The organism is Streptomyces sp. NPDC002690, from assembly GCF_053592415.1.
Genome location: NZ_JBSFVR010000015.1, coordinates 1 through 19,123, shown reverse-complemented (window position 1 = coordinate 19,123; position 19,123 = coordinate 1). Strand labels below are relative to the sequence as shown.

The following is a 19,123-nucleotide window of genomic DNA, read 5'->3' as shown; positions in this document are numbered from 1 at the left end:
AATGCCGGGAGTGGGCGCGGGGCGACTCGCGGACGAGCGCGGGCGGCGAACGCGGGGCGCTCGTGGACGAGCGCACACCGGGCGGCGGACGGGCGCGACGCCCGGCCGGATCCTCCACGCGGAACACCCGCGCGCGGTTGCCCTTCACAGGTAGGTCACACAGTGACCTGCGTCACTTCGAACTCGGCGAGAATCAAGTGGGCTTGGCCATCGACGTGAACGGATGGTAAGTGACGGGCAATTCGGGCGTATTGCCGAAACCCCGTGATCACGGCGTTATGAACCCATGTCCATTTCGTCCGTTACGCCGTCAATAAAGGCTCCACGGAAGCGGATTCTCATATTCCGGACGTAACTGTGTCGCAACACACGTTTCTTGATGGGACCCCTACAGCCCTGATAGCGCTAGTACCCATGTCCCACACCGCTCACATACCCAGCCACCGGAAGCCCCGTCAGCGTTCGTCCAGGACGACGCTGCGGGCCGGAGTTGCCGGTGGCGTGCTCAGCACCATCGCGGTCGCAGGCGCAGCCGGCCCCGCGCAGGCCGAGCCGGTGACCCAGACCATCGAGATGCCCACCCTCACGGCCGGCCTCTCCACCACCGTCGCCGCCTCCGTGCAGGCCACGCAGCAGGTCGCCCTCGACCTCGAAACGCGTGCGTCCGAGGACGCGGCGGCCGAGAGCGCCTCGAAGGCCGCCGCCAAGGCCAAGGCCGAGGCCGTCCGCAAGGCCGAGGCCAAGAAGAAGGCCGAGGCCGCCGCGAAGGCCGAGGCCAAGGAGAAGGCGGAGGCCGCCGAGCGCGCCTCCCGCAGCTCCGCGCGCACCACGCTCAGCGCATCCTCCGGCTCGTCCGCCACCGCGACGACCACGGCCGCCACCTCGTCGTCCTCGTCGAGCGTCTCCGGCTCCGCCGCCGCGGTGGTCGCCTTCGCCAAGGCGCAGATAGGCGACGCGTACGTCTCCGGCGGCACCGGCCCGAACTCGTGGGACTGCTCGGGCCTCGTCCAGGCCGCGTACGCCTCGGTCGGCGTCAGCCTGCCGCGCGTCTCGCAGGACCAGTCGGTGGCCGGCACGCAGGTCTCGCTGAGCAACCTTCAGCCCGGCGACATCCTCTACTGGGGCAGCGCGGGCAGCGCGTACCACGTGGCCGTCTACGTGGGCGGCGGCCAGTTCGTCGGCGCGCAGAACTCCAGCACCGGCACGGTCCTGCGCGACCTCTCCTACGACCAGCCGACGGGCGCGGTCCGGGTTCTCTGACCGCACTGACCGCGTGAACGATTCGGCACGGGTCGCCCCACGCGTGGAAGGCGCCCGCGCCGAGTACGTTCACTGATTCACAAGCTCGCTCGCGGTTCGCCGTCGGTCGTGCGCGGCCAAGGGCCGCCCCTCCCCGCTCGGGAGGGGCGGCCCTTGGCGCGTGGGAACCTTGGTGCGATCGGCCCCGGTGCGTCGGGGCGGTGGCGGTGCGGGGCGCGGGGCCCGTGACGGCGGATCGGCCGAGGCGGCGGTGGAGCGGGTGGCGGCTGGGTACGCTCGGGGAGCGCACGGCAGGGGCGGTTGCCCTTCCGTACGGGCGCGACGTGACGGGTTGCGATGCGCCCCTTGGCGAAGTGCACCTTATGCCGGACTCGGCGAAGTTGGCCTTCAGTGGCCTTCCGGCGTCATAACGCCCCAGGTCAGGAAGAGTGCTCCCCGCGCGTGCGGGGATGGTCCCGTCGCCGTGGTCTCACATCTCGCCGCGTCGTTGTGCTCCCCGCGCGTGCGGGGATGGTCCCTCGTCGCGGGTCATGATCGGCGTTTCCGTCTGGTGCTCCCCGCGCGTGCGGGGATGGCCCCCACACCAAGTCCCGCGTTGGCGCCGTGCCCGTACAGCAGGCTCGTGTGCTCCCCGCGCGCGGGACTGGGCGCCCGCGCCCCCACACCCCAGGCCGCCCGCCGATCCCCACCTGCCCGCCGCAGCATCGGGAAAATCGAAAGCGAACCCGCCCCCGGTCGAGCCCTGTTGCCCGCCCTCTGCCCGGCTGCCGGCACGGCGGGAAGGCCGGGAAGGAGCCCGGGTGGACTCAGTCCGGCAGCCGCTCCAGAAGCCAGCTCCCGAGCTGCTCGGTGACCCGGGTGTGCCCGGTGGTCTCGGACGAGCAGAGGAACTCGTCGAGGTCGCTCTCCTCCGGCGGCAGCCCGTCGATGTTCGCGTAGAGGTCGTCCGGCTGGTCGACGTCACGGATCGCGACGGCGCTCACGGTCGGGACGAAGCAGACGTCGGCGTGGTTCAGTTCGGTCTCGGCCCCGAACTGCTCCAGCATCTCCGCGAGGATGCCGTACGAGTCGAGCGTGCCGCCGGGTGCGCCGTCGAGCTCGGGGAACCCGCTGGTGGTGACGGTCTTCTCGGCGGCCGGGAAGAGTCGCTTCAGTTCGGCGACGACGACCTCGTGGCCCTCGGACTGGGTGTAGAAGGTGGTGCCGGGGTAGACCAGCTCGCCGACGCTGGCGAGTGCGACCTGACCGGGGTTGACGGCCGGCCCCAGGCCGTCGCCGCGCCCGTTGGCCACCGCGATGAGGCGGGGGATCTGCGGCCAGAACCCGACCGAGCGCAGCTCCGCGAGGAACTTCTCGCGCTCGGGGGCGGCCCCCACGGTCTCCGTCTCCCGGTCGTAGTGGCGCCACAGCATCTCGCGCGCGGCAGGGCTGTCCATCTGCCGGGCGAACTTGTTGGCCATCGGGATGAAGTAGGAGAAAGCCTGGAGCCCGATAGGGATGACGGCACCCCGGTGCGGGCTGTCCCAGGAGAAGTAGAGGGCCGTCTGGTGGTCGATGCCCTGGCCCTCCAGCTTGGCGAGGACGTACCGGGTGATGATCCCGCCCATGCTGAAGCCGCCCACGGTCAGGGGGGTGTCTCCTCGCCTCGCGGCGATGGTGCGCTGGATGGCGGCGGTGACGGTCTTCGCGTTGTCGAGGATCGAGGCGCTGCGCTCGTCGTAGCCGATGAGGACGACGTCCCGGCCGCTCCGACGGATCTTCGTGACGAGTGCGTACTCACCCCCGTCCAGGCCGCGGAAGAGCTTGTCCAGGTCGGAGGGGCCGAGGTTGAACCCGTCGGCCAGGAGGACCGGCCTCCGGATGCCGTCGTTGTTCTCGCCGTAGAAGACGTGGGCAAAGCCGTTCGGGAGTTCCCACTCCTCGTCGGGCCGGGGCACCGGGAGGGTGATCGGCGCCTGGGCATGGACCGCCCCGCCGACCGCGAACTCGCCGACGCCCTGCTCAGCCTGCTGACCGGACATGGTGATGCTCCTCCGTCTGCGCACGCCCCAGCGGCCCGACGGATCGGCGGGCACGGAAACTGAGGGACGTCACGGAGACAGGGCTCATCATGATCAGGCCGGGAACCCCCGGGCGAGAGGATGCGTCCTGGTTCATCCCTATAGGGGACGCATGATGTGCAGGTTTACCGGCCAGAGCGGGCCGCATTCGGACCCCGTCCGCCCCTTACGCACCGTCCAACCCATCCGCCTCGTACGACCTGTTCGCCCCGTCCGACCTGTCCGCCACGGCCCGGGCCCGTGCGCCCCACGGCGGTGACGGGTCAGCCGCGCGCGGACACCGTCTTCTCGATCTGCTCCACCACGAAATCGGGCCGGTCCTTCGGCACGTCGTGCGAGCTGCCCATCGCCGTGACGAGCGTCCGGTTCGGCCCCTGCTGGACGAACGAGGCGGCGGCGTCACGCCAGCGCTGAGCGTCCTCGGGCGATCCGTCGAAGGGGGTCTTCTCCGACACGATGACGTCCACGGGGACGCTGTCCGGCCAGGACATCTTGTTGTACGCCTGGTGGACCGGGGTGAAGTTCTCGGCGGTCGCGATCAGTTGGGCGTTCGCCGGCTCGGTGGGGTCCTTCTTCGCGGCGTCCAGCTGGGGCTGGGTCGCGGCGGTGAGCCGGGCGATCTCCTCGTCCGTGAAGAACGGGGGCAGGTTGGCGTCCACGAGCACGGAGCCGGAAACCTCCTTCGGGTTCTCCTTGGTGAAGTAGGTCGCGACCTCGCCGGCCTGCGAGTGGGACACCAGGATCACGTCCTTGGTGACACCCAACTCGGTGAGCCCCGTCTTCAGATCACTGACGGCGGCCTCCACGTCCCAGGCCCCGGGCACCGCCTCACTCTGGCCGAGACCGGCCCGGTCGTACGTGATGACCGTCGCCCCGGTGTCCGCGTGAAGCCGGGGCACGATGTCCTTCCAGTACGAGGAGTCCTCCCCGCCCCCCGCGTCCAGGACGATGGTGGGGCCGTGGCCCGCGGTGACGTGGAACGCGACCTGGTGACCGTCGCTGTCGATCATGTGCAGCTTCGGCGCCTCCGCCCCGGCCGAAGCCGAAGCCGAAGCCGACGCCGAGGGTTTCGTCGGGGTCGCCTGCGGGGCGGCGGAATCCCCCTCGCCGCAGGCGGTGACGATCCCGCCGGTGACCGCCAGCAGGGCGACCGCGGACAGCGCGCGGCGGAAACGTCGGGAGAGCGGGCGCATACGTGCCATGGGTGATCCTTGGATGCCTGAATACGGGGTGCGGGGTGCGATCGGAGCCGACCGGATGTCTTCCATCCTCCGGGGGCGCCCGCCCCGGGAACATCCGGTTGGCACGCCGATCGGCAGTGCAGCTGAGGCCAGTGAGCAGGGTGGGGATACCCCCAGGACGGGGATACGCCAGGGCGGGCAGGCGGCCGGCGATTGTCTCGCTGCGGGCTCGGCTACAGCTCTCGCTCGCCCCGTGGGTGTGATGCCTGGAGTTCCGGTTCCGGCCCCACCAGCACGAACCAGACCGTCTTCGTCTGCCGTGTCCCCCGCCCCTGCACGGTGGCCCCCCAGCGCAAGGACAGCCGGTCCACGATGAGCAGCCCCCGGCCACTCTCCGCGCCGGGCCCCGGAACGGTGAGGGGCAGCGGCTCCGGCTGGTCGTCCGTCACGTGGACCGTGACCCGATGGGAGTCGACCGCCACGTCCACGCGGATCAGCCTCGACCGCGTGTGGCAGTACACGTTGCCCACCACCTCGCTCACGCACAACCGGGCGTCGTCGCCCAGTCCGGGGTGCCCGGTCACCCGGAGGAGTGTGCCCACGAAGTCCCGCGCCAGCTTCGCGGCGTGGGCGTTGTTGGGTGCCACCACCCGGTAACGGTCGCCGCGTCGCGGCAGAGGCGACCTCTCGGGCAGGGCGGACGGGGGCGGGGTTGCTACGACGGTCATGACGAGTTCTCCCTACGCGATCCGGTCTCCAGTGCGCACGTCCTGACTCCGACCACTTCAGCCGAACCGTGGTGCGGCTGACCGGTTTGCAGGCGAGGCAGCTCAGCCCTCGACACGCTCGACTGGCCATGCGGAGGACCATAGGGTCCAAGTAGGCACCGGAACAAGGTTGCCCCCTCCTTATTCACACGGTCGGGTGGACCATCACGCCACGACCGCGCCAGACTGTGGGGCAGAACAGGGGAAGGTGACATGCCACCGAGAGACAACCCGACCGCCCGCCAGGCCCGCCTGGGGGCGGAGTTGAGAAAGTTGCGCGAGAGCGCGGGAAAGACCGCCCGCGAAGCCGCCGGACTCATCTCCACCGACCAAGCTCGCATCAGCCACATCGAAGCGGGGCGCAGCGGCATCGGCGAGGCGCGGATCCGACGTCTCGCCGTCTTCTACGGCTGCGACGACCGAGCGTTGATCGATGCCCTCTGTGCCATTTCGCTGGAGCACCGCGGACAGTTCTGGTGGGACGAGTACCGCGGTGCACTCGCGCCGGGCTTCCTGGACGTCTCCGAACTGGAGCACCACGCGGACCACATGCGGTGTCTCCAGTCGGTCACCCTGCCGGGTCTCCTCCAAACCCCGGAGTACGCGCGCGCCCTCTTCGACGGGGTGTTGCCGAAGCTACCCGCCGAAGAGGTGGAAGCACGCGTGGAACATCGCATGCGCAGACAGTCGGTCCTCCATCGCAAAAGCCCTCCGCGATTCGAGGCCATCGTCCACGAGGCCAGCCTCCGCATGCGCGTGGGCGGCCGGACGGTAGCGCGCGAGCAACTGGAACACCTACTCAAATCAGCCGAGTTGGACGCCGTGACGATCCGAGTGATCCCTTTCGCCAGCGATCGGTTCGTGGAGGTCACCCAGACCGTTCTGTACGCCGGCGGAATCGTGCCCGAGCTGGACACCGTGCACGTCGACGCCCCTTTCGGCGGCGTCCACCTGGATGCGGCGGCAGACCTGCGCAGATACCGGATGCAACTCGACTTCGCGCGAGAAGTAAGCCTGCCGCCGGAGGAGTCGAGAAGCTTCATTCACCACCTCGCCCGGGACATGTGAGAATCCGGAGCATGAACACTGAGATCGAGTGGCAGAAGTCGTCCTTCTCCGGAGGCGGCGGCGAGCAGTGCGTCGAGATCGCCGAAGAAGCCGGCCAGATCCTGATGCGGGAGAGCGACGATCCGAGCATCGTGACAGTGACGACCCCCGCCAAGTTCGCCGCGTTCATCAAGGGCGTCAAGGCGGGCGAGTTCGACCACTTCGCCCTGTAGGACACATCTGCCCAGCACCGCGCGAGAGCCCCCAGCCGTCCGGCAGGGGGCTCTCGCGCGTGACCACGACATCAAAGCTCCGGAACACCCTTGCACCGCATCCAGGAGTCACGCTAGCGTCACCCTACGTCGTCGATACCGGTCGGCCCGCACCGCTCGACCGCCCTGGAACCGACATGACGCGCCCTGCCCGCAGTCATGCGGGCACATGGGCGCCCCTGCCGCGATGCTGCGATCGGACGGTCCACCATGCCCAACTCATTCCGGACAACACCCGAGCCCGCCGAGGCCCGGCGGCGGATCGACTTACGGTTCGAGGTGCTCCGTTACGGGCCCGCGAACGGCTTCGCACTCGAGCCCGTGGACCTCCCGCAGCCTGCCCACCCCGCACGACGCCGTCCGAGCCATCCGCGGCCGGCTCCGCGCGAGCCACCTTCTCGGACTGCCTCCGCACGAGGCGGCCAAGGCCCGCCGCTGGGCGGATCACGGCGGCTGGATTCCCGCCCTCGGCGCGCTGTACCAGGGCGAGCCCTGCGGGTACGTGCTCCGGCTCCGCAAGGGCCGCCACCTGGAGTGGAACGTGCGCCCCCTGACGTACCTCCTGTTGTCGCACGCGGAGTCCGGCGCGCACGGCGGCCCCGACCGCGCCCCAGCCTCGGCCCCGGACCCGGACCCGGACCCGGACCCGGACCCGGACCCGGACCCGTCACCGAGCCTCGGCACCCCGCAGCTACCACGTACAGGGTTTCCCCAAGTCCTTGACGCTGTCGGCGAGTTCGATGGGTGACGCGGGCCACCCGGTGTTCTGCCAGTGGGCGATGCGCCAGCTCAGCCGCCGTGGCCAGAGGGCCGTCCCGGGCAGTTCGGCCACCGGCATCCACACGGGCCGGCCCCCGTAGTTGTCGAGTTGGTCCTCTGCGCCGACCTCACCCTCCGCGTGTACGACGAAGTAGTGCTGCCGGGTCTCCTCCTTCCACACTCGGGCCACCTCCCGGTCGACGCTCCCGGCGAGCGCGGTCTCCTCCCGCAACTCCCGCAGCACCGCCTCGTGCAGGGTCTCCCCCGCCTCCACGCCGCCGCCGGGGATCTCGTACCAGGTGTAACGGCGGTCGGACTGCCGGATGAGCAGGATCTGTCCGTCGCGGATGACTATCGCACCGGCCCGTACGCGCTTGGGCACGGAGGTCGTCGGGTCCTTCCACCGCGCCGCGCCGCTCTTCGGGCCTCTGACCGTCCAGTCGCGGAGCACCTCCTCCGCCGTGCCGACCGGCCGGATGCGCACATGCAGCGCCTCCGCGAGGGTGAGGGCCCGGCAGCGGCTCTCGTCCATCGGTTCTCCGGCGCGGGGCAGGTGGTAGAGGCCGTCCTCCGTCGAGTCGCTCGTGAGCACCAGGGCATCGTCGTCGTACCGCACGTCTGCTCTCATGGACCCGATGGTGTGGGCGGCCGGAGGCGGACGCAAGGCATTACTCGGCAGAGACAGCCGAGTTCGCCAGAGCGTTCGCGAGAGGCGATCAGACGTTCGTAGCAGCCGGCCGGTAGGTGCACACGTTCACTCCGGCGGCGCTGGTGACCGTCGAGACCAGCTCCAGCGTGCGCAGGCCACCGTCCGCCGGGAAGATCGTCTTACCGCCACCGAGCAGTACCGGCATGACCATCAGCCGCAGTTCGTCGGCCAGGCCCTCGGCCAGGAGAGTCCGCGCGAGGGTGGGGCTGCCCATGACGGCCAGATCACCACCCTCCGTTCCGCGCAGGGCACGGATGCGGTCGACGGCCTCACCGCCGGGAATCAGCGTGGTGTTGGCCCACGACAGGTCCTGGTCGGCCAGCGTCTTCGAGACGACGTACTTCGGAATGGCGTTCATCCGGTCGGCGAACGGGTCGCCCGCCCGGTCCGGCCACGCCCCGGCCATCGTCTGCCAGGTACGGCGCCCGAACAGCAGCGCCTCCGCCTTGGCGAGCACCTCGTCGAAGGTCCCGCCCACGACCTCCGGGTCGAAGAACGGGTGCGACCACCCACCGTGCGCGAACCCGCCATCCGTATCCTCCTCGGGGCCGCCCGGCGCCTGCACGACGCCGTCGAGACTCATGAATTCACTGATGACGATACGCACGGGCTCGCTCCCTGGTCTTCCGTCGTCCACAGGCTCTGTACGTAAGGAAGACAGTCGGACCGGCGAAAACTCATCGCGGCGCGCCGGACGCGGCGGCCGATCCGGACGGGCATCGGGCCGGTGCGCCGCTCGGGGCGTGGTCCGAAAGTGGCACCGGCCGCCCGGACGGCGGATAGGCGGACCCTTCACAACACGCTTTGGCCGGGAGACGACGCGATCCCCAGGTCCCGTCGCATGGCGACCGACATCTCCCCTATGACATCCCACAACCTCAGCAAGAAGGCGTGCGCTTCCTCCCAGTCATCGGTCTCGTACGTCGTCACCGCGCGCAGCGCGTCCAGAAGCTTCTGAGCGTCCGCGAGTGCGATGCGCACCGCTCGGCACGGCCCGAGCACGGAGTCAGGGACCAGCATCTGAGCCTCGGCGTACGTGTTCTGGAAGCTCGCCCGCGTGTTCTCGGTGGAACTGCGACCGGGCACCCCGGACTCCCCCATGCGCACGGCGTGGAGTTCGTCCATCAGTTCCAACCGGTAGCGACGTGCGCTGGAGTTGAGGGCCACGTATGTCGCACGTCTGCGTTCCAGGTCCTGCCGTGCATCCTCGACCTGCCGGTTGGCCCGGTCGGTGCGCTGCTGGATCTCGAACTCCAGACGGCGGGTGCGCGCACTCACCCAGGCAGTGGTGACCGGCGCGAGCAAGGTGCCCAGCACCCCTACGGCGGCGACCAGCAGAGCGACAACACCTGTACTCATCACGCTTCCCCCTGGGCTGTCCGTCCCACGTGACCCGCTGACTCCACGGCCCCATGGTCGCCACGGACCCTCGTGGTGACAACCGGTCGCGGGCCTTCGGATGTCCCCTCCGCGGACAGAAGCCCCGAGGGCGGCTCAGCCGTCCCCCGGGGCCACCACCGGCCGATTCACCGCTCAGGAAGCGGTCACCCTCGCGCCCGGCCCCCGCCTCACGCCTTCGGTGCCACCTTCGAGAGCCCGTTGATGATGCGGTCCATCGCGTCTCCGCCGGTCGGGTCGGTGAGGTTGGCCAGCATCTTCAGGGTGAACTTCATCAGCAGCGGGTGGGTGAGGCCGCGCTGCGTGGCGATCTTCATGATCTTCGGGTTGCCGATGATCTTCACGAACGCGCGGCCCAGCGTGTAGTAGCCGCCGTAGGTGTCCTTGAGGATCTTCGGGTAGTTGTGCAGGGCCAGTTCGCGCTGGGCCGGGGTCGCACGGGCGGTGGCCTGCACGATGACGTCGGCCGCGATCTGGCCGGACTCCATGGCGTAGGCGATGCCCTCGCCGTTGAACGGGTTGACGAGGCCGCCCGCGTCACCGACGAGCAGCAGGCCCTTGGTGTAGTGCGGCTGGCGGTTGAAGGCCATCGGGAGGGCGGCGCCGCGGATGGGCGTCGTCATGTTCTCCGGGGTGTAGCCCCAGTCCGCCGGCATGGAGGCGCACCACGCCTTGAGGACCTCGCGCCAGTCCAGCTCGCGGAATGCCGAAGAGGAGTTGAGGATGCCGAGGCCGACGTTGGACGTGCCGTCGCCCATGCCGAAGATCCAGCCGTACCCGGGCAGCAGGCGGTCCTGCGGGCCGCGCCGGTCCCAGAGTTCGAGCCAGGACTCCAGGTAGTCGTCGTCGTGGCGGGGCGAGGTGAAGTACGTACGGACCGCGACGCCCATCGGGCGGTCCTCGCGGCGGTGCAGGCCCATGGCGAGGGAGAGCCGGGTGGAGTTGCCGTCGGCGGCGACGACGAGCGGGGCGTGGAAGGTGACCGGGGTCTTCTCCTCACCGAGCTTGGCGTTGACGCCGGTGATGCGGCCGGTGCGCTCGTCGATGATCGGGGCGCCGACGTTGGCGCGTTCGTACAGCCGCGCGCCCGCCTTCTGCGCCTGCCGGGCGAGCTGCTCGTCGAAGTCGTCGCGCTTGCGGACGAGGCCGTAGTCCGGGTAGGAGGCGAGGTCGGGCCAGTCGAGCTGGAGACGGACGCCGCCGCCGATGATGCGGAGGCCCTTGTTCCGCGACCAGCCCGCCTCTTCGGAGATGTCGATGCCCATGGAGACCAGTTGCTTGGTCGCGCGCGGGGTGAGACCGTCGCCGCAGACCTTCTCCCGGGGGAACGCCGTCTTCTCCAGCAGCAGGACGTCGAGCCCGGCTTTGGCGAGGTAGTACGCGGTCGTGGAGCCGGCTGGGCCCGCTCCGACGACGATCACGTCCGCGCTGTGTTCGGAGAGGGGCTCGGTCACGGTCGGATCTCCCGAAGACTCGAAAACGCGTGCCGCGGGGCACCGGTCCCATGCAGTCTATGGGGACCGGCAGATCAACTTACCGAAGGGCTCCCCGATGACGATCGCGCCTTCCTCCCACCCGACGGTACGTCTGCGGGTTCCCACCGACGAGGACGCCCTGAGCTGGTACCGGACGTTCGACGATCCCGAGGTGATGGAGTTCCACGGCGGCCGGAGCGCGGAGTTCTCGGTGTACGAGGAGCTGACCGCGCGCCAGCGCCGGCACGACGCCGAACTCGGCTTCTGTTTCTGGACGCTGACCGACGAGGCCGGCGAAGTACTGGGCTTCACCGGCGCCCAGCCGTGGCCGCACGCCACGTTCGGGCCGGTCGGAGCGATCGAGATCGGCTGGCGGCTGGGACGCGCCGCCTGGGGCCACGGATACGCCACCGCCGCCGCCCGCACCACGCTGGAACGGGTACGGGCTGCGGGCGTCGACGAGGTCGTGGCGATGATCGACTCGCGCAACCACCGGTCGGTAGCGGTCGCCGAGCGGCTGGGGATGCGCCTCGCCGAGTCGTACGAAATCACCACCGGAGTCCCGCGCACGGCGCTCTGCTACCGCCTGGAGCTGGGCGGCTGAGGGGTGCCCCACGTGCCCCGGCCGGCTCCGGGGGTACCCGTAGGGCCGGCGCTCAGTCGCGCACGCCCCGGTGCAGCGCGACCACGCCGCCGGTGAGGTTGCGCCAGGCGACGCCCGACCAGCCGGCCTTCTGGAGCAGGGTCGCGAGTCCGGCCTGGTCCGGCCAGGCGCGGATGGATTCCGCGAGGTAGACGTACGCGTCCGGGTTGCTGCTCACCGCGGTGGCGAGGGGCGGCAACGCCTTCATGAGGTACTCCAGGTACACCGTGCGGAACGGCGTCCAGGTGGGCTGCGAGAACTCGCAGATCACGACCCGGCCGCCGGGCTTGGTGACCCGGTGGAGCTCGCTCAGCGCGGCATCGGTGTCCTGGATGTTGCGGAGCCCGAAGGAGATGGTGACCGCGTCGAAGGTCTCGTCCTTGAACGGGAGCTTCGTCCCGTCACCCGCCGTGAACGGCATCCAGGGGTGTCGCTCCTTGCCCACCTTCAGCATGCCGATCGAGAAGTCGCAGGGCACGACGTAGGCGCCGGCCTGTGCGAAGGGCTGCGAGGAGGTGGCCGTACCGGCGGCCAGGTCCAGGATCTTCTGCCCCGGGCGCGCGTCGACCGCCTTGGCGACCTCCTTGCGCCAGAGCCGGGCCTGTCCGAGCGAGAGCACGTCGTTGGTCAGGTCGTACCTTCGCGCCACGTCGTCGAACATCGAGGCGACTTCGTGCGGCTGCTTTTCCAGGGATGCTCGGGTCACCCACCCATTCAAGCAGCCCGCACCGACAGGCTTCGCGGGGGCACCCGGGGTGGCGCGCCGGACCCGTACGGCACGCCCGCGACGAGTTTCCACTTCCTCTCAACCTTTCCCCGGCGGGAGCACTCAGAGAAGGGAGACAGGACGGACAGGACGAACAGGACGTAGCAGGAAGCAGGACGGGGGGACAGATGGACGCAGGACCGGGCCGGGGCTCGACCGGCCCCATGAATGCCGAGGGCTTCGAGGAATTCGCCCGCGCGAACCAACGCCGGCTGTACAGGACTGCCTATCTTCTCTGCGGAAACGCGGAGAACGCACGGGACCTCACGCAGACGACGCTGGCCAAGCTGTTCCAGCACTGGCGCAGAGTGGGTGCGGCCGACTCGCCGCACGCCTACGCCAGGACGGTGCTGACGCGCACCTACCTCGCCGAGCGAAGACGGCGCATCCGTGACCTCCTCGCGCACACCCCGGTGGACCCACCCACCGCCGACATCAGCCCCGAGCTGACGGTCACCCTTCTGTCCGCACTGGCCGAACTGCCGCCCCGGGCAAGGGCGATGGTCGTCCTGCGCTACTGGGAGGACCTGAGCGTCGAGACCGTCGCCTCACTGATGCGGTGCAGTGAGTCCACCGTCAAGAGCCAGTGCTCCCGTTCCCTTGCCCGGCTGCGCGAGCAGCTCGGCGACGCCCGCACCTACACCGTCCATGCCTGAAAGAAGAGGTGGAACCATGCTGACCGATCCCACGGACGTCGAGCGGGAGATGGGTGATCTGCTGAGGTCCGTCATGAAGGAGGCCACGGGCCGCGCGCCGCTGCCGGGCGACCTGGTCGCAGGAGCGGTCGTCCAGGGCCGCAAGCGCCGTGCCCGCCGCCAGGCGGCCCTGGGCGCGGGGGCGACTGCGGTGATGGCCCTCGGAATCCTCGCTTCGGCGTCCGCCTGGCCGGACGGCGGAGCCACGACCGCCGTCACGAGCCCGGACCCCGGGCTGTCCCTCACCGGCGCCCCGGACGTCCCGGCCCGTGCCGGCCACGTCGACCGCTCACGCGAGCCGGTGCACGTGGAGCCGTCGCCCGGCGAGTTCTCCATGGCGGACCTGACGGCCTCGGAGCGCAGAATCCAACAGGAGTTCCAGAAGAGGGCCGCCCAGGAACTCGACGACATGCTCTTCGCCGACGGTGTGGTGCACCCGGTGGACCTGCGCGTCAGCCAGTACCAGCTCAAGTCCGGGGAGTTCACCTTCCCCCTGACCTTCTCGGTCCGCCCCGCGGAAGGCGGGAAGACCGGTGAACCGACGTGCGAGGACGTCCCGGCGAAGCACAGCACCTGCCACAAGTTCCTGGTCCAGGACGGCATATGGGGCACCGCGACGACGGCCGCGGTCAACTCCGAGGACACGACGGGCGTACGGATCAGCTTCACCTACGAGGACAACCTGGTCGGCCTCTCCGTGGCGCCGGACGACGAGCACGGGAAGTCCTCGCCCGTCACCGCCGAGAAGCTGCGCGGGATCGCGCAGGACGCCCGGCTCATCGAGCGGGTGCGGTACGCGGTCCAGCACCCGATGAAGGGGATGTGACGCGGGAAGAGGCCGGCGCCAGGGCCTCCGCCTCGACTCGACCTCAACGTCGCCGGTAGACCATCCGTCCCCCGAGGACGGTGACGACGCAGCAGGCCGCGCCCACCTCGAGGAGAGTCTCGTCGTCGGGGACGTCGAACACGGCGAAGTCCGCAGGGCGGTTCGCGGTGTCGAGCGCAGGCCCGGCGAACGTCTCGGCTGCCGTACGACGCCCCGTGAGGGGGTCCAGCGAGGCCGGCGCCCCCGTCTCGGGCGAGGGCCGGACCAGGACCCGCATACCCGACCGTTGCACCGCGTCCGCCACGGAGGGCCGTGTGAAGGGCCCCACCACGGCGACGGTGCCGTGGGCAAACATCCGCTGCACCCCGCGTCGCGCACTCGCGCCCCACCGGCTGTCGCCCATGTCCACGCCGCTCAGCGCGGCACCGGTCAGGGGTTCGGTGCCGAGGGCGTCCGACTCCCGGGGGTCGGGGTGGTAGGCCCGTTCCAGCAGTGCCGAGCCGTGCGTCTGGACGAGTCCGGGCGTCAGCAGCCCGGGCCAGCGGCGCACCCGGGCCGTCGGATTCCCGTCGGCCAGGTCCTCGTACGGGCCGACGGCGACGGCCGACCCGTCCCTGACGAGAACCGCACCACCGGCAACCGGCCGCCGCCCGGGGCCGGGCAGCAGCAGATCGGCGGCGTGGATCGTCAGCACGAGAAGACACCTGGCCCGGTCCCGGGCGGGAAGAGACGGAAGGAGGACGGCATGCCGGGGAACACGGCGACGCCAAGGACGCCGACGTCGTCAGTTGGCGTTGAGGAGCTTCAGCTCGGGGTGAGCGGTGCCGCCTTCGAGGGCGGTGGAGGAGATGTGCGAGACGACTCGGTCGTCGACCGGGTCCAGCGCCGGGTCCTCGTGGACGACCAGGTGCTCGTAGGTCGTGGCGCGCTGTGCGGGCACCCGCCCCGCCTTGCGGATCAGGTCGATGATCTCCAGGCGGTTGGAGCGGTGCTTGGCACCCGCGGAGGAGACGACGTTCTCCTCCAGCATGATCGAGCCGAGGTCGTCCGCGCCGTAGTGCAGCGACAGCTGGCCGACCTCCTTGCCGGTGGTCAGCCAGGAACCCTGGATGTGCGGGACGTTGTCCAGGAAGAGGCGCGCGATGGCGATCATGCGGAGGTACTCGAAGAGCGTCGCGTGTGTGCGGCCCTTCAGGTGGTTGTTCTCCGGCTGGTAGGTGTACGGGATGAAGGCGCGGAAGCCGCCCGTACGGTCCTGCACGTCACGGATCATGCGGAGGTGCTCGATACGCTCGGCGTTGGTCTCGCCGGTGCCCATCAGCATGGTGGAGGTGGACTCGACACCGAGTTTGTGCGCGATCTCCATGATCTCAAGCCAGCGCTCACCGGACTCCTTCAGCGGAGCGATGGCCTTGCGCGGGCGGGACGGCAGGAGTTCGGCACCCGCACCGGCGAAGGAGTCGAGACCGGCGGCGTGGATGCGCTGGATCGCCTCCTCGGCGGACACCTTGGAGATACGGGCCATGTGCTCGATCTCGGAAGCGCCCAGCGAGTGGATCACCAGCTGCGGGAACGCCTTCTTGATGGCGGAGAAGTGCTCCTCGTAGTACTCCACGCCGTAGTCGGGGTGGTGGCCGCCCTGGAACATGATCTGGGTGCCGCCCAGCTCGACGGTCTCCGCGCAGCGGCGCAGGATGTCGTCGAGGTCGCGGGACCAGCCCTTGGCGGTGTCCTTCGGCGCGGCGTAGAAGGCGCAGAACTTGCACGCCGTGACACACACGTTGGTGTAGTTGATGTTGCGCTCGATGATGTACGTCGCGATGTGCTCCGTACCCGCGTAGCGGCGGCGGCGCACGGCGTCGGCCGCTGCTCCGAGCGCGTGCAGCGGTGCCGACCGGTACAGGTCGAGCGCCTCCTCCTCGGAGATTCGCCCGCCTTCGGCGGCGCGGTCGAGGATGGGCTGAAGGTCGGCCTTCTCGGTCACCGGGCTGTCACCTTTCGGCGGTGTTTCTACGGATCCACGGACCGAATCAGCCTACGCCAGCCCTCACGGTGTTCAGTGGCCGGACCGGGTCAGCGTGCCGGTGGGAAGCCCTGCGGCCTCTTCGTACGACCGGTAGGCGAGAGTTCCGTCCTTGTTGAGGGTGAAGGTGAGTTCCGCTTCGGCCCCGGTGCAGAACAGGCTCGCGGAACTGCTCGCGTCCGAGCGCTCGTGGACCTTCAGCACCTTCTTGGTGCCGGAGGAGAGCGTGCCGATGCTGGAACAGGAGATCTGCGAACCGAGGTAACTGATCGACTGGGTCATCCGCACGACGTCCTGGCCAGTCTTCCCCTCGGTGAACACGGCGGTGAGGTTGCCGTGCGAGACGCCGGAGCGTTCGGTGGTCGGTCCGGACCAGGTACCCACGAACGACTTGGGCAGGGCGGTGACCTTGTCGCCGGTCCCGCCGCCGCTCCCTTCGTCGTCCCCGGGGTCTCCGTCGCCGGGTGCGGGCGGCGACGTGACGTCACCCGACGGCGTACCGGAGCCGGAGTCGGCGGAAGGGTCGTCGGACGTGGACGGAGAGGCGGAGGAGGACCCCGGGGTCGGGGAGGCGGAGTGCGGGGTGGCGGCGGTATCGCGGTGATCGCCCGCGTCACCGCCCCAGGGCAACAGGTCGCCGAGCATGCCCGACGTCAGAGCCACGACGGCCAGCGCGCCGGCGACGGCCAGCGCGACGGTGCAGCTGACCCTCCGGCCGGGACGGGCCCCGGGCCGGGTCTCCGGCAGCCTGTCGGCGCTCATCGCGACGGAGAACCGCGGCCCGGGCGGGGAGAGGGCCGAGTCCGACGGGGAGCGGCGTGGATCGTTCGCCGGATGGTGAGCGGCCTCCAGGCCCGGGGCACCTCCCGCCCCGTCGACGGCGGGCAGCGGGATCGGCGGGCCGAAGACGCCGAGGCCGGCGCCGGAGTACGGGGCTCTGGAGGAGTGGAGCCCCGTGGAGTGACCGTCGGCGGACTGGGGGCCCGCGCTCTCATCGCCGTTGCCACCCGAGCCACTGGTGCCGCCGGTGCCACCGTCGGCGGGCGCCGCCGTACGGCCCTCAGCGCCCCGTGCGTCGGCAGGGCGTGCGTCGAGGGGGCGTGCTTCGAGCGGGCGTGCTTCGAGCGAGGCGCTGCTGAAGGGGACGGGGCCCGACAGCACCGGGCCCTCCTGGGGTTCGAGGTCGAGCAGCGCCACGGCGTCCCGGCTCACCTCATGCACCAACGCGGCAGGAAGCCAGCCCGCCGACACCAACACGCCCGCACCGCCGGGGGCGAGAGCGCCGGCTATGTCGGGCGGGGAGGGGCGGGCGGCCGGGTCCTTCGCCAGGCACGCGGCGATGAGATCCCTCATTCCGCCCCGGAGATCGCCGAGTTCGGGCTCCTCGTGGACCACCTTGTACAGAAGTACGGCGGAGGAGTCGCCGGGAAAAGGCGCCGAGCCGGTGGCGGCGTACGCGAGGACCGCGCCGAGCGAGAAGACATCGGCCGCTCCGGAGATGTCGGCGCCCCGGATCTGTTCGGGCGCCATGTAGCCCGGCGAACCCACGGAGACCCCGGTGGAGGTGAGCGAGACGGTGGCGCCGATGGCCCGGGCGATACCGAAGTCGATGAGCCTGGGCCCGTCGAGGGAGAGGAGGACGTTGGAAGGCTTCACGTCACGGTGGATGATGCCCTGCTCGTGCACGGCGCCCAGCGCCTCCGCGAGACCGCCTCCCAGCGTCCGCACCGCGCGCTCGGGCAGTGCGCCATGACGGGTCACCGCCTGCGCGAGGGACGGCCCCGCCACGTATCCGGTCGCCACCCACGGCACCGGCGCGTCGGGGTCGGCGTCCAGGACCGGAGCGGTCCAGCGGGCACCCACGCGCCGGGCGGAGTCCACCTCGCGCCGGAACCGGGCTCGGAACTGCTCGTCGAGGGCGAAGTGCGGATGCACCACCTTCACCGCGACCGTGCGGCCACCCGCGCTACGCCCCAGGTAGACCCGTCCCATGCCGCCCGCGCCAAGTCTGCCGAGCAGCCGGTAGGCGCCGATGGTGCGCGGTTCGCCGGCTTCCAGCGGCTGCATGGCGACTCCCCCTGTGAAGCGACTGGACCTCGACCGAAGCGTAAGGGCTGCCCATCACCCGGTCACAAGAAACGGTCCACCGATTTCTCTCCGCCGGAAAGGACACCGTTCCCCGGAGTGACGACAGGTAGCGGAATGATGCCTTCCGAATTCCGTGCTCCCTCGCTCCACCATCCCCGCACCCCTCCCCGTCCGACATCGGGAACGCGCAGGCATCCCTCCCCACCGCACATCCGGCGACCGGGCCCAGCTCTCCTTCCACGTCACGAAAGAAGCGAAATGGCCGACCGCAAAGTTACCGACCGACGGAGAAAACATGTCCGGAAAGAGAAAGTCGGGAAACGAAGCTGCGCGGGGACATAGGCCCACAGGGATCGGCGAGGAGATCGGCCAGAGGAAATGGGCAAGCGGAATCGAGGGTGCCCGCATGAGAACCGAGAGGAGGGAGAAGCGCATCGTTGGCGCGCACACCAAAAGATCGATACCACCGCCCGGCCATTGCTGTCGCGGCTCGGGAGCGGCGCACCGTACGAAGAACCAAGATCCGTTCACGGGCGGTCCGCGCCGCCGCGATCCCCTTTCGCCCGGACCACTCCGCGCCCGGCAAAACAACAACCGTCCAGGACGGGCCTCTCGGAAGAAAGCCACCATAGGGCGCGAAAGTCAGGAAGGGAGAGGAAGGGGCAGGGAAAGCGCGAAGGACGCGAAGAGGGAGGAACGGTTCGTCGGCGAAGGAGAGCCTTGAGGACCCCGATCAGGCGGGCGCAGGTAGCCGGCCCGAGCGGGCGGGCGCAGGTAGCCGGCGGTACCGCATGCCGGCCCATCGCATCCGGGGGCATCCCGGAGCGACCTCGCGTCACCCGCATCACCCGCATCACCCGCGTCAACCTCCGGGCACCCTGAGGTGGGCTACGGATATTCCGAGCGCGCGAGCACCCCGAGCACCCCGAGCACTCCGAAGACGTGCGCCCGACTCCCGGAGCCCGGATTCCGGAACCACGGGCGCGTGCGCCCCAGCCCCAGCCCCATCCCCGGCCCGGCTGAACCCCGCACGGGTCATCCAGACGCGTGCGGGGCACGTACCGGCCTGTCCGTCCGCCTGCCTTGTCCGTCGCGCTGCGTTGTCCGTCCGTCCGTCCGGCCGGCCGGCCGGCCGGCCGGCCGGCCAGTTCGGA

The 19,123-nt window shown here is 70.2% G+C and carries 17 protein-coding genes; 6 read left to right on the top strand and 11 right to left on the bottom strand.

What is annotated here, in order from left to right; translation table 11 throughout:
• Positions 1–414 precede the first annotated feature (414 nt).
• Positions 415–1,260 (top strand): C40 family peptidase, encoded by an 846-nt coding sequence (locus ACWD3D_RS04010; protein ID WP_451459345.1) that lies wholly within the window; start codon positions 415–417, stop codon positions 1,258–1,260.
• 806 nt (positions 1,261–2,066) lie between these two features.
• Here the strand turns inward: ACWD3D_RS04010 and ACWD3D_RS04005 are convergent.
• The 3 genes from ACWD3D_RS04005 to ACWD3D_RS03995 form a co-directional block, all read right to left on the bottom strand.
• Entirely contained in the window at positions 2,067–3,281 is a 1,215-nt protein-coding gene (locus tag ACWD3D_RS04005) for an esterase/lipase family protein (RefSeq protein WP_451459344.1), read from the bottom strand.
• 302 nt (positions 3,282–3,583) lie between these two features.
• Complete coding sequence (locus ACWD3D_RS04000) at positions 3,584–4,522, bottom strand: alpha/beta fold hydrolase (RefSeq protein WP_451459343.1); 939 nt, start codon at positions 4,520–4,522, stop codon at positions 3,584–3,586.
• Between the two features lie 212 nt (positions 4,523–4,734).
• The gene (locus ACWD3D_RS03995; protein WP_451459342.1) at positions 4,735–5,229 is read right to left on the bottom strand and encodes an ATP-binding protein; all 495 of its coding nucleotides are present in this window, start codon (positions 5,227–5,229) and stop codon (positions 4,735–4,737) included.
• Between the two features lie 252 nt (positions 5,230–5,481).
• Between ACWD3D_RS03995 and ACWD3D_RS03990 the strand changes: the two genes are divergently transcribed.
• Complete coding sequence (locus ACWD3D_RS03990; protein ID WP_451459341.1) at positions 5,482–6,336, top strand: helix-turn-helix domain-containing protein; 855 nt, start codon at positions 5,482–5,484, stop codon at positions 6,334–6,336.
• An 11-nt stretch (positions 6,337–6,347) separates the two neighbouring features.
• On the top strand, positions 6,348–6,548 hold the full coding sequence (locus ACWD3D_RS03985; RefSeq protein ID WP_328721207.1) for a DUF397 domain-containing protein: 201 nt from the start codon (positions 6,348–6,350) through the stop codon (positions 6,546–6,548).
• 730 nt (positions 6,549–7,278) lie between these two features.
• Here ACWD3D_RS03985 and ACWD3D_RS03980 read toward each other — a convergent pair.
• The 4 genes from ACWD3D_RS03980 to ACWD3D_RS03965 form a co-directional block, all read right to left on the bottom strand.
• Positions 7,279–7,974: an NUDIX domain-containing protein gene (locus tag ACWD3D_RS03980; protein ID WP_451459340.1), complete on the bottom strand. Its 696-nt coding sequence runs from the start codon at positions 7,972–7,974 to the stop codon at positions 7,279–7,281.
• Positions 7,975–8,062: 88 nt separating this feature from the next.
• On the bottom strand, positions 8,063–8,662 hold the full coding sequence (locus ACWD3D_RS03975; protein ID WP_451459339.1) for a dihydrofolate reductase family protein: 600 nt from the start codon (positions 8,660–8,662) through the stop codon (positions 8,063–8,065).
• Between the two features lie 185 nt (positions 8,663–8,847).
• Positions 8,848–9,414: a hypothetical protein gene (locus tag ACWD3D_RS03970; RefSeq protein ID WP_451459338.1), complete on the bottom strand. Its 567-nt coding sequence runs from the start codon at positions 9,412–9,414 to the stop codon at positions 8,848–8,850.
• Between the two features lie 209 nt (positions 9,415–9,623).
• Positions 9,624–10,907 carry a geranylgeranyl reductase family protein gene (locus tag ACWD3D_RS03965; RefSeq protein WP_327176274.1) on the bottom strand — a complete coding sequence of 428 codons (1,284 nt, stop codon included), beginning with the start codon at positions 10,905–10,907 and terminating at the stop codon, positions 9,624–9,626.
• A 97-nt stretch (positions 10,908–11,004) separates the two neighbouring features.
• On the opposite strand from ACWD3D_RS03965, the gene ACWD3D_RS03960 reads away from it, so the two are divergent.
• Positions 11,005–11,532, top strand: a complete 528-nt coding sequence (locus tag ACWD3D_RS03960; protein WP_451459337.1) for a GNAT family N-acetyltransferase — start codon at positions 11,005–11,007, stop codon at positions 11,530–11,532.
• Between the two features lie 52 nt (positions 11,533–11,584).
• Here the strand turns inward: ACWD3D_RS03960 and ACWD3D_RS03955 are convergent, their stop codons facing one another.
• Positions 11,585–12,277 carry a demethylmenaquinone methyltransferase gene (locus tag ACWD3D_RS03955; RefSeq protein ID WP_451459336.1) on the bottom strand — a complete coding sequence of 231 codons (693 nt, stop codon included), beginning with the start codon at positions 12,275–12,277 and terminating at the stop codon, positions 11,585–11,587.
• A 188-nt stretch (positions 12,278–12,465) separates the two neighbouring features.
• Here ACWD3D_RS03955 and ACWD3D_RS03950 point away from each other — a divergent pair, with 188 nt between their 5' ends.
• Both ACWD3D_RS03950 and ACWD3D_RS03945 read left to right on the top strand, forming a co-directional pair.
• On the top strand, positions 12,466–12,993 hold the full coding sequence (locus ACWD3D_RS03950) for a SigE family RNA polymerase sigma factor (RefSeq protein WP_451459335.1): 528 nt from the start codon (positions 12,466–12,468) through the stop codon (positions 12,991–12,993).
• 16 nt (positions 12,994–13,009) lie between these two features.
• The gene (locus tag ACWD3D_RS03945) at positions 13,010–13,858 is read left to right on the top strand and encodes a hypothetical protein (RefSeq protein ID WP_451459334.1); all 849 of its coding nucleotides are present in this window, start codon (positions 13,010–13,012) and stop codon (positions 13,856–13,858) included.
• Between the two features lie 43 nt (positions 13,859–13,901).
• On the opposite strand, the gene ACWD3D_RS03940 is transcribed toward ACWD3D_RS03945, so the two are convergent.
• The 3 genes from ACWD3D_RS03940 to ACWD3D_RS03930 form a co-directional block, all read right to left on the bottom strand.
• Entirely contained in the window at positions 13,902–14,552 is a 651-nt protein-coding gene (locus ACWD3D_RS03940) for an amidohydrolase family protein (protein WP_451459333.1), read from the bottom strand.
• 90 nt (positions 14,553–14,642) lie between these two features.
• Complete coding sequence (gene mqnC, locus ACWD3D_RS03935) at positions 14,643–15,842, bottom strand: cyclic dehypoxanthinyl futalosine synthase (RefSeq protein WP_451459332.1); 1,200 nt, start codon at positions 15,840–15,842, stop codon at positions 14,643–14,645.
• A 72-nt stretch (positions 15,843–15,914) separates the two neighbouring features.
• A complete protein-coding gene (locus ACWD3D_RS03930; protein WP_451459331.1) occupies positions 15,915–17,948 on the bottom strand; it encodes a serine/threonine-protein kinase in 2,034 nt (677 codons plus the stop codon).
• Positions 17,949–19,123: the final 1,175 nt, after the last annotated feature.

Excerpts from the sequence above, each read along its gene's own strand:
- ACWD3D_RS04010 (WP_451459345.1), top strand. The coding sequence starts at position 415 with ATGTCCCACACCGCTCACATACCCAGCCACCGGAAGCCCCGTCAGCGT.
- ACWD3D_RS04005 (WP_451459344.1), bottom strand. The coding sequence starts at position 3,281 with ATGTCCGGTCAGCAGGCTGAGCAGGGCGTCGGCGAGTTCGCGGTCGGC.
- ACWD3D_RS04000 (WP_451459343.1), bottom strand. The coding sequence starts at position 4,522 with ATGGCACGTATGCGCCCGCTCTCCCGACGTTTCCGCCGCGCGCTGTCC.
- ACWD3D_RS03995 (WP_451459342.1), bottom strand. The coding sequence starts at position 5,229 with ATGACCGTCGTAGCAACCCCGCCCCCGTCCGCCCTGCCCGAGAGGTCG.
- ACWD3D_RS03990 (WP_451459341.1), top strand. The coding sequence starts at position 5,482 with ATGCCACCGAGAGACAACCCGACCGCCCGCCAGGCCCGCCTGGGGGCG.
- ACWD3D_RS03985 (WP_328721207.1), top strand. The coding sequence starts at position 6,348 with ATGAACACTGAGATCGAGTGGCAGAAGTCGTCCTTCTCCGGAGGCGGC.
- ACWD3D_RS03980 (WP_451459340.1), bottom strand. The coding sequence starts at position 7,974 with ATGAGAGCAGACGTGCGGTACGACGACGATGCCCTGGTGCTCACGAGC.
- ACWD3D_RS03970 (WP_451459338.1), bottom strand. The coding sequence starts at position 9,414 with ATGAGTACAGGTGTTGTCGCTCTGCTGGTCGCCGCCGTAGGGGTGCTG.
- ACWD3D_RS03960 (WP_451459337.1), top strand. The coding sequence starts at position 11,005 with ATGACGATCGCGCCTTCCTCCCACCCGACGGTACGTCTGCGGGTTCCC.
- ACWD3D_RS03950 (WP_451459335.1), top strand. The coding sequence starts at position 12,466 with ATGGACGCAGGACCGGGCCGGGGCTCGACCGGCCCCATGAATGCCGAG.
- ACWD3D_RS03945 (WP_451459334.1), top strand. The coding sequence starts at position 13,010 with ATGCTGACCGATCCCACGGACGTCGAGCGGGAGATGGGTGATCTGCTG.
- ACWD3D_RS03930 (WP_451459331.1), bottom strand. The coding sequence starts at position 17,948 with ATGCAGCCGCTGGAAGCCGGCGAACCGCGCACCATCGGCGCCTACCGG.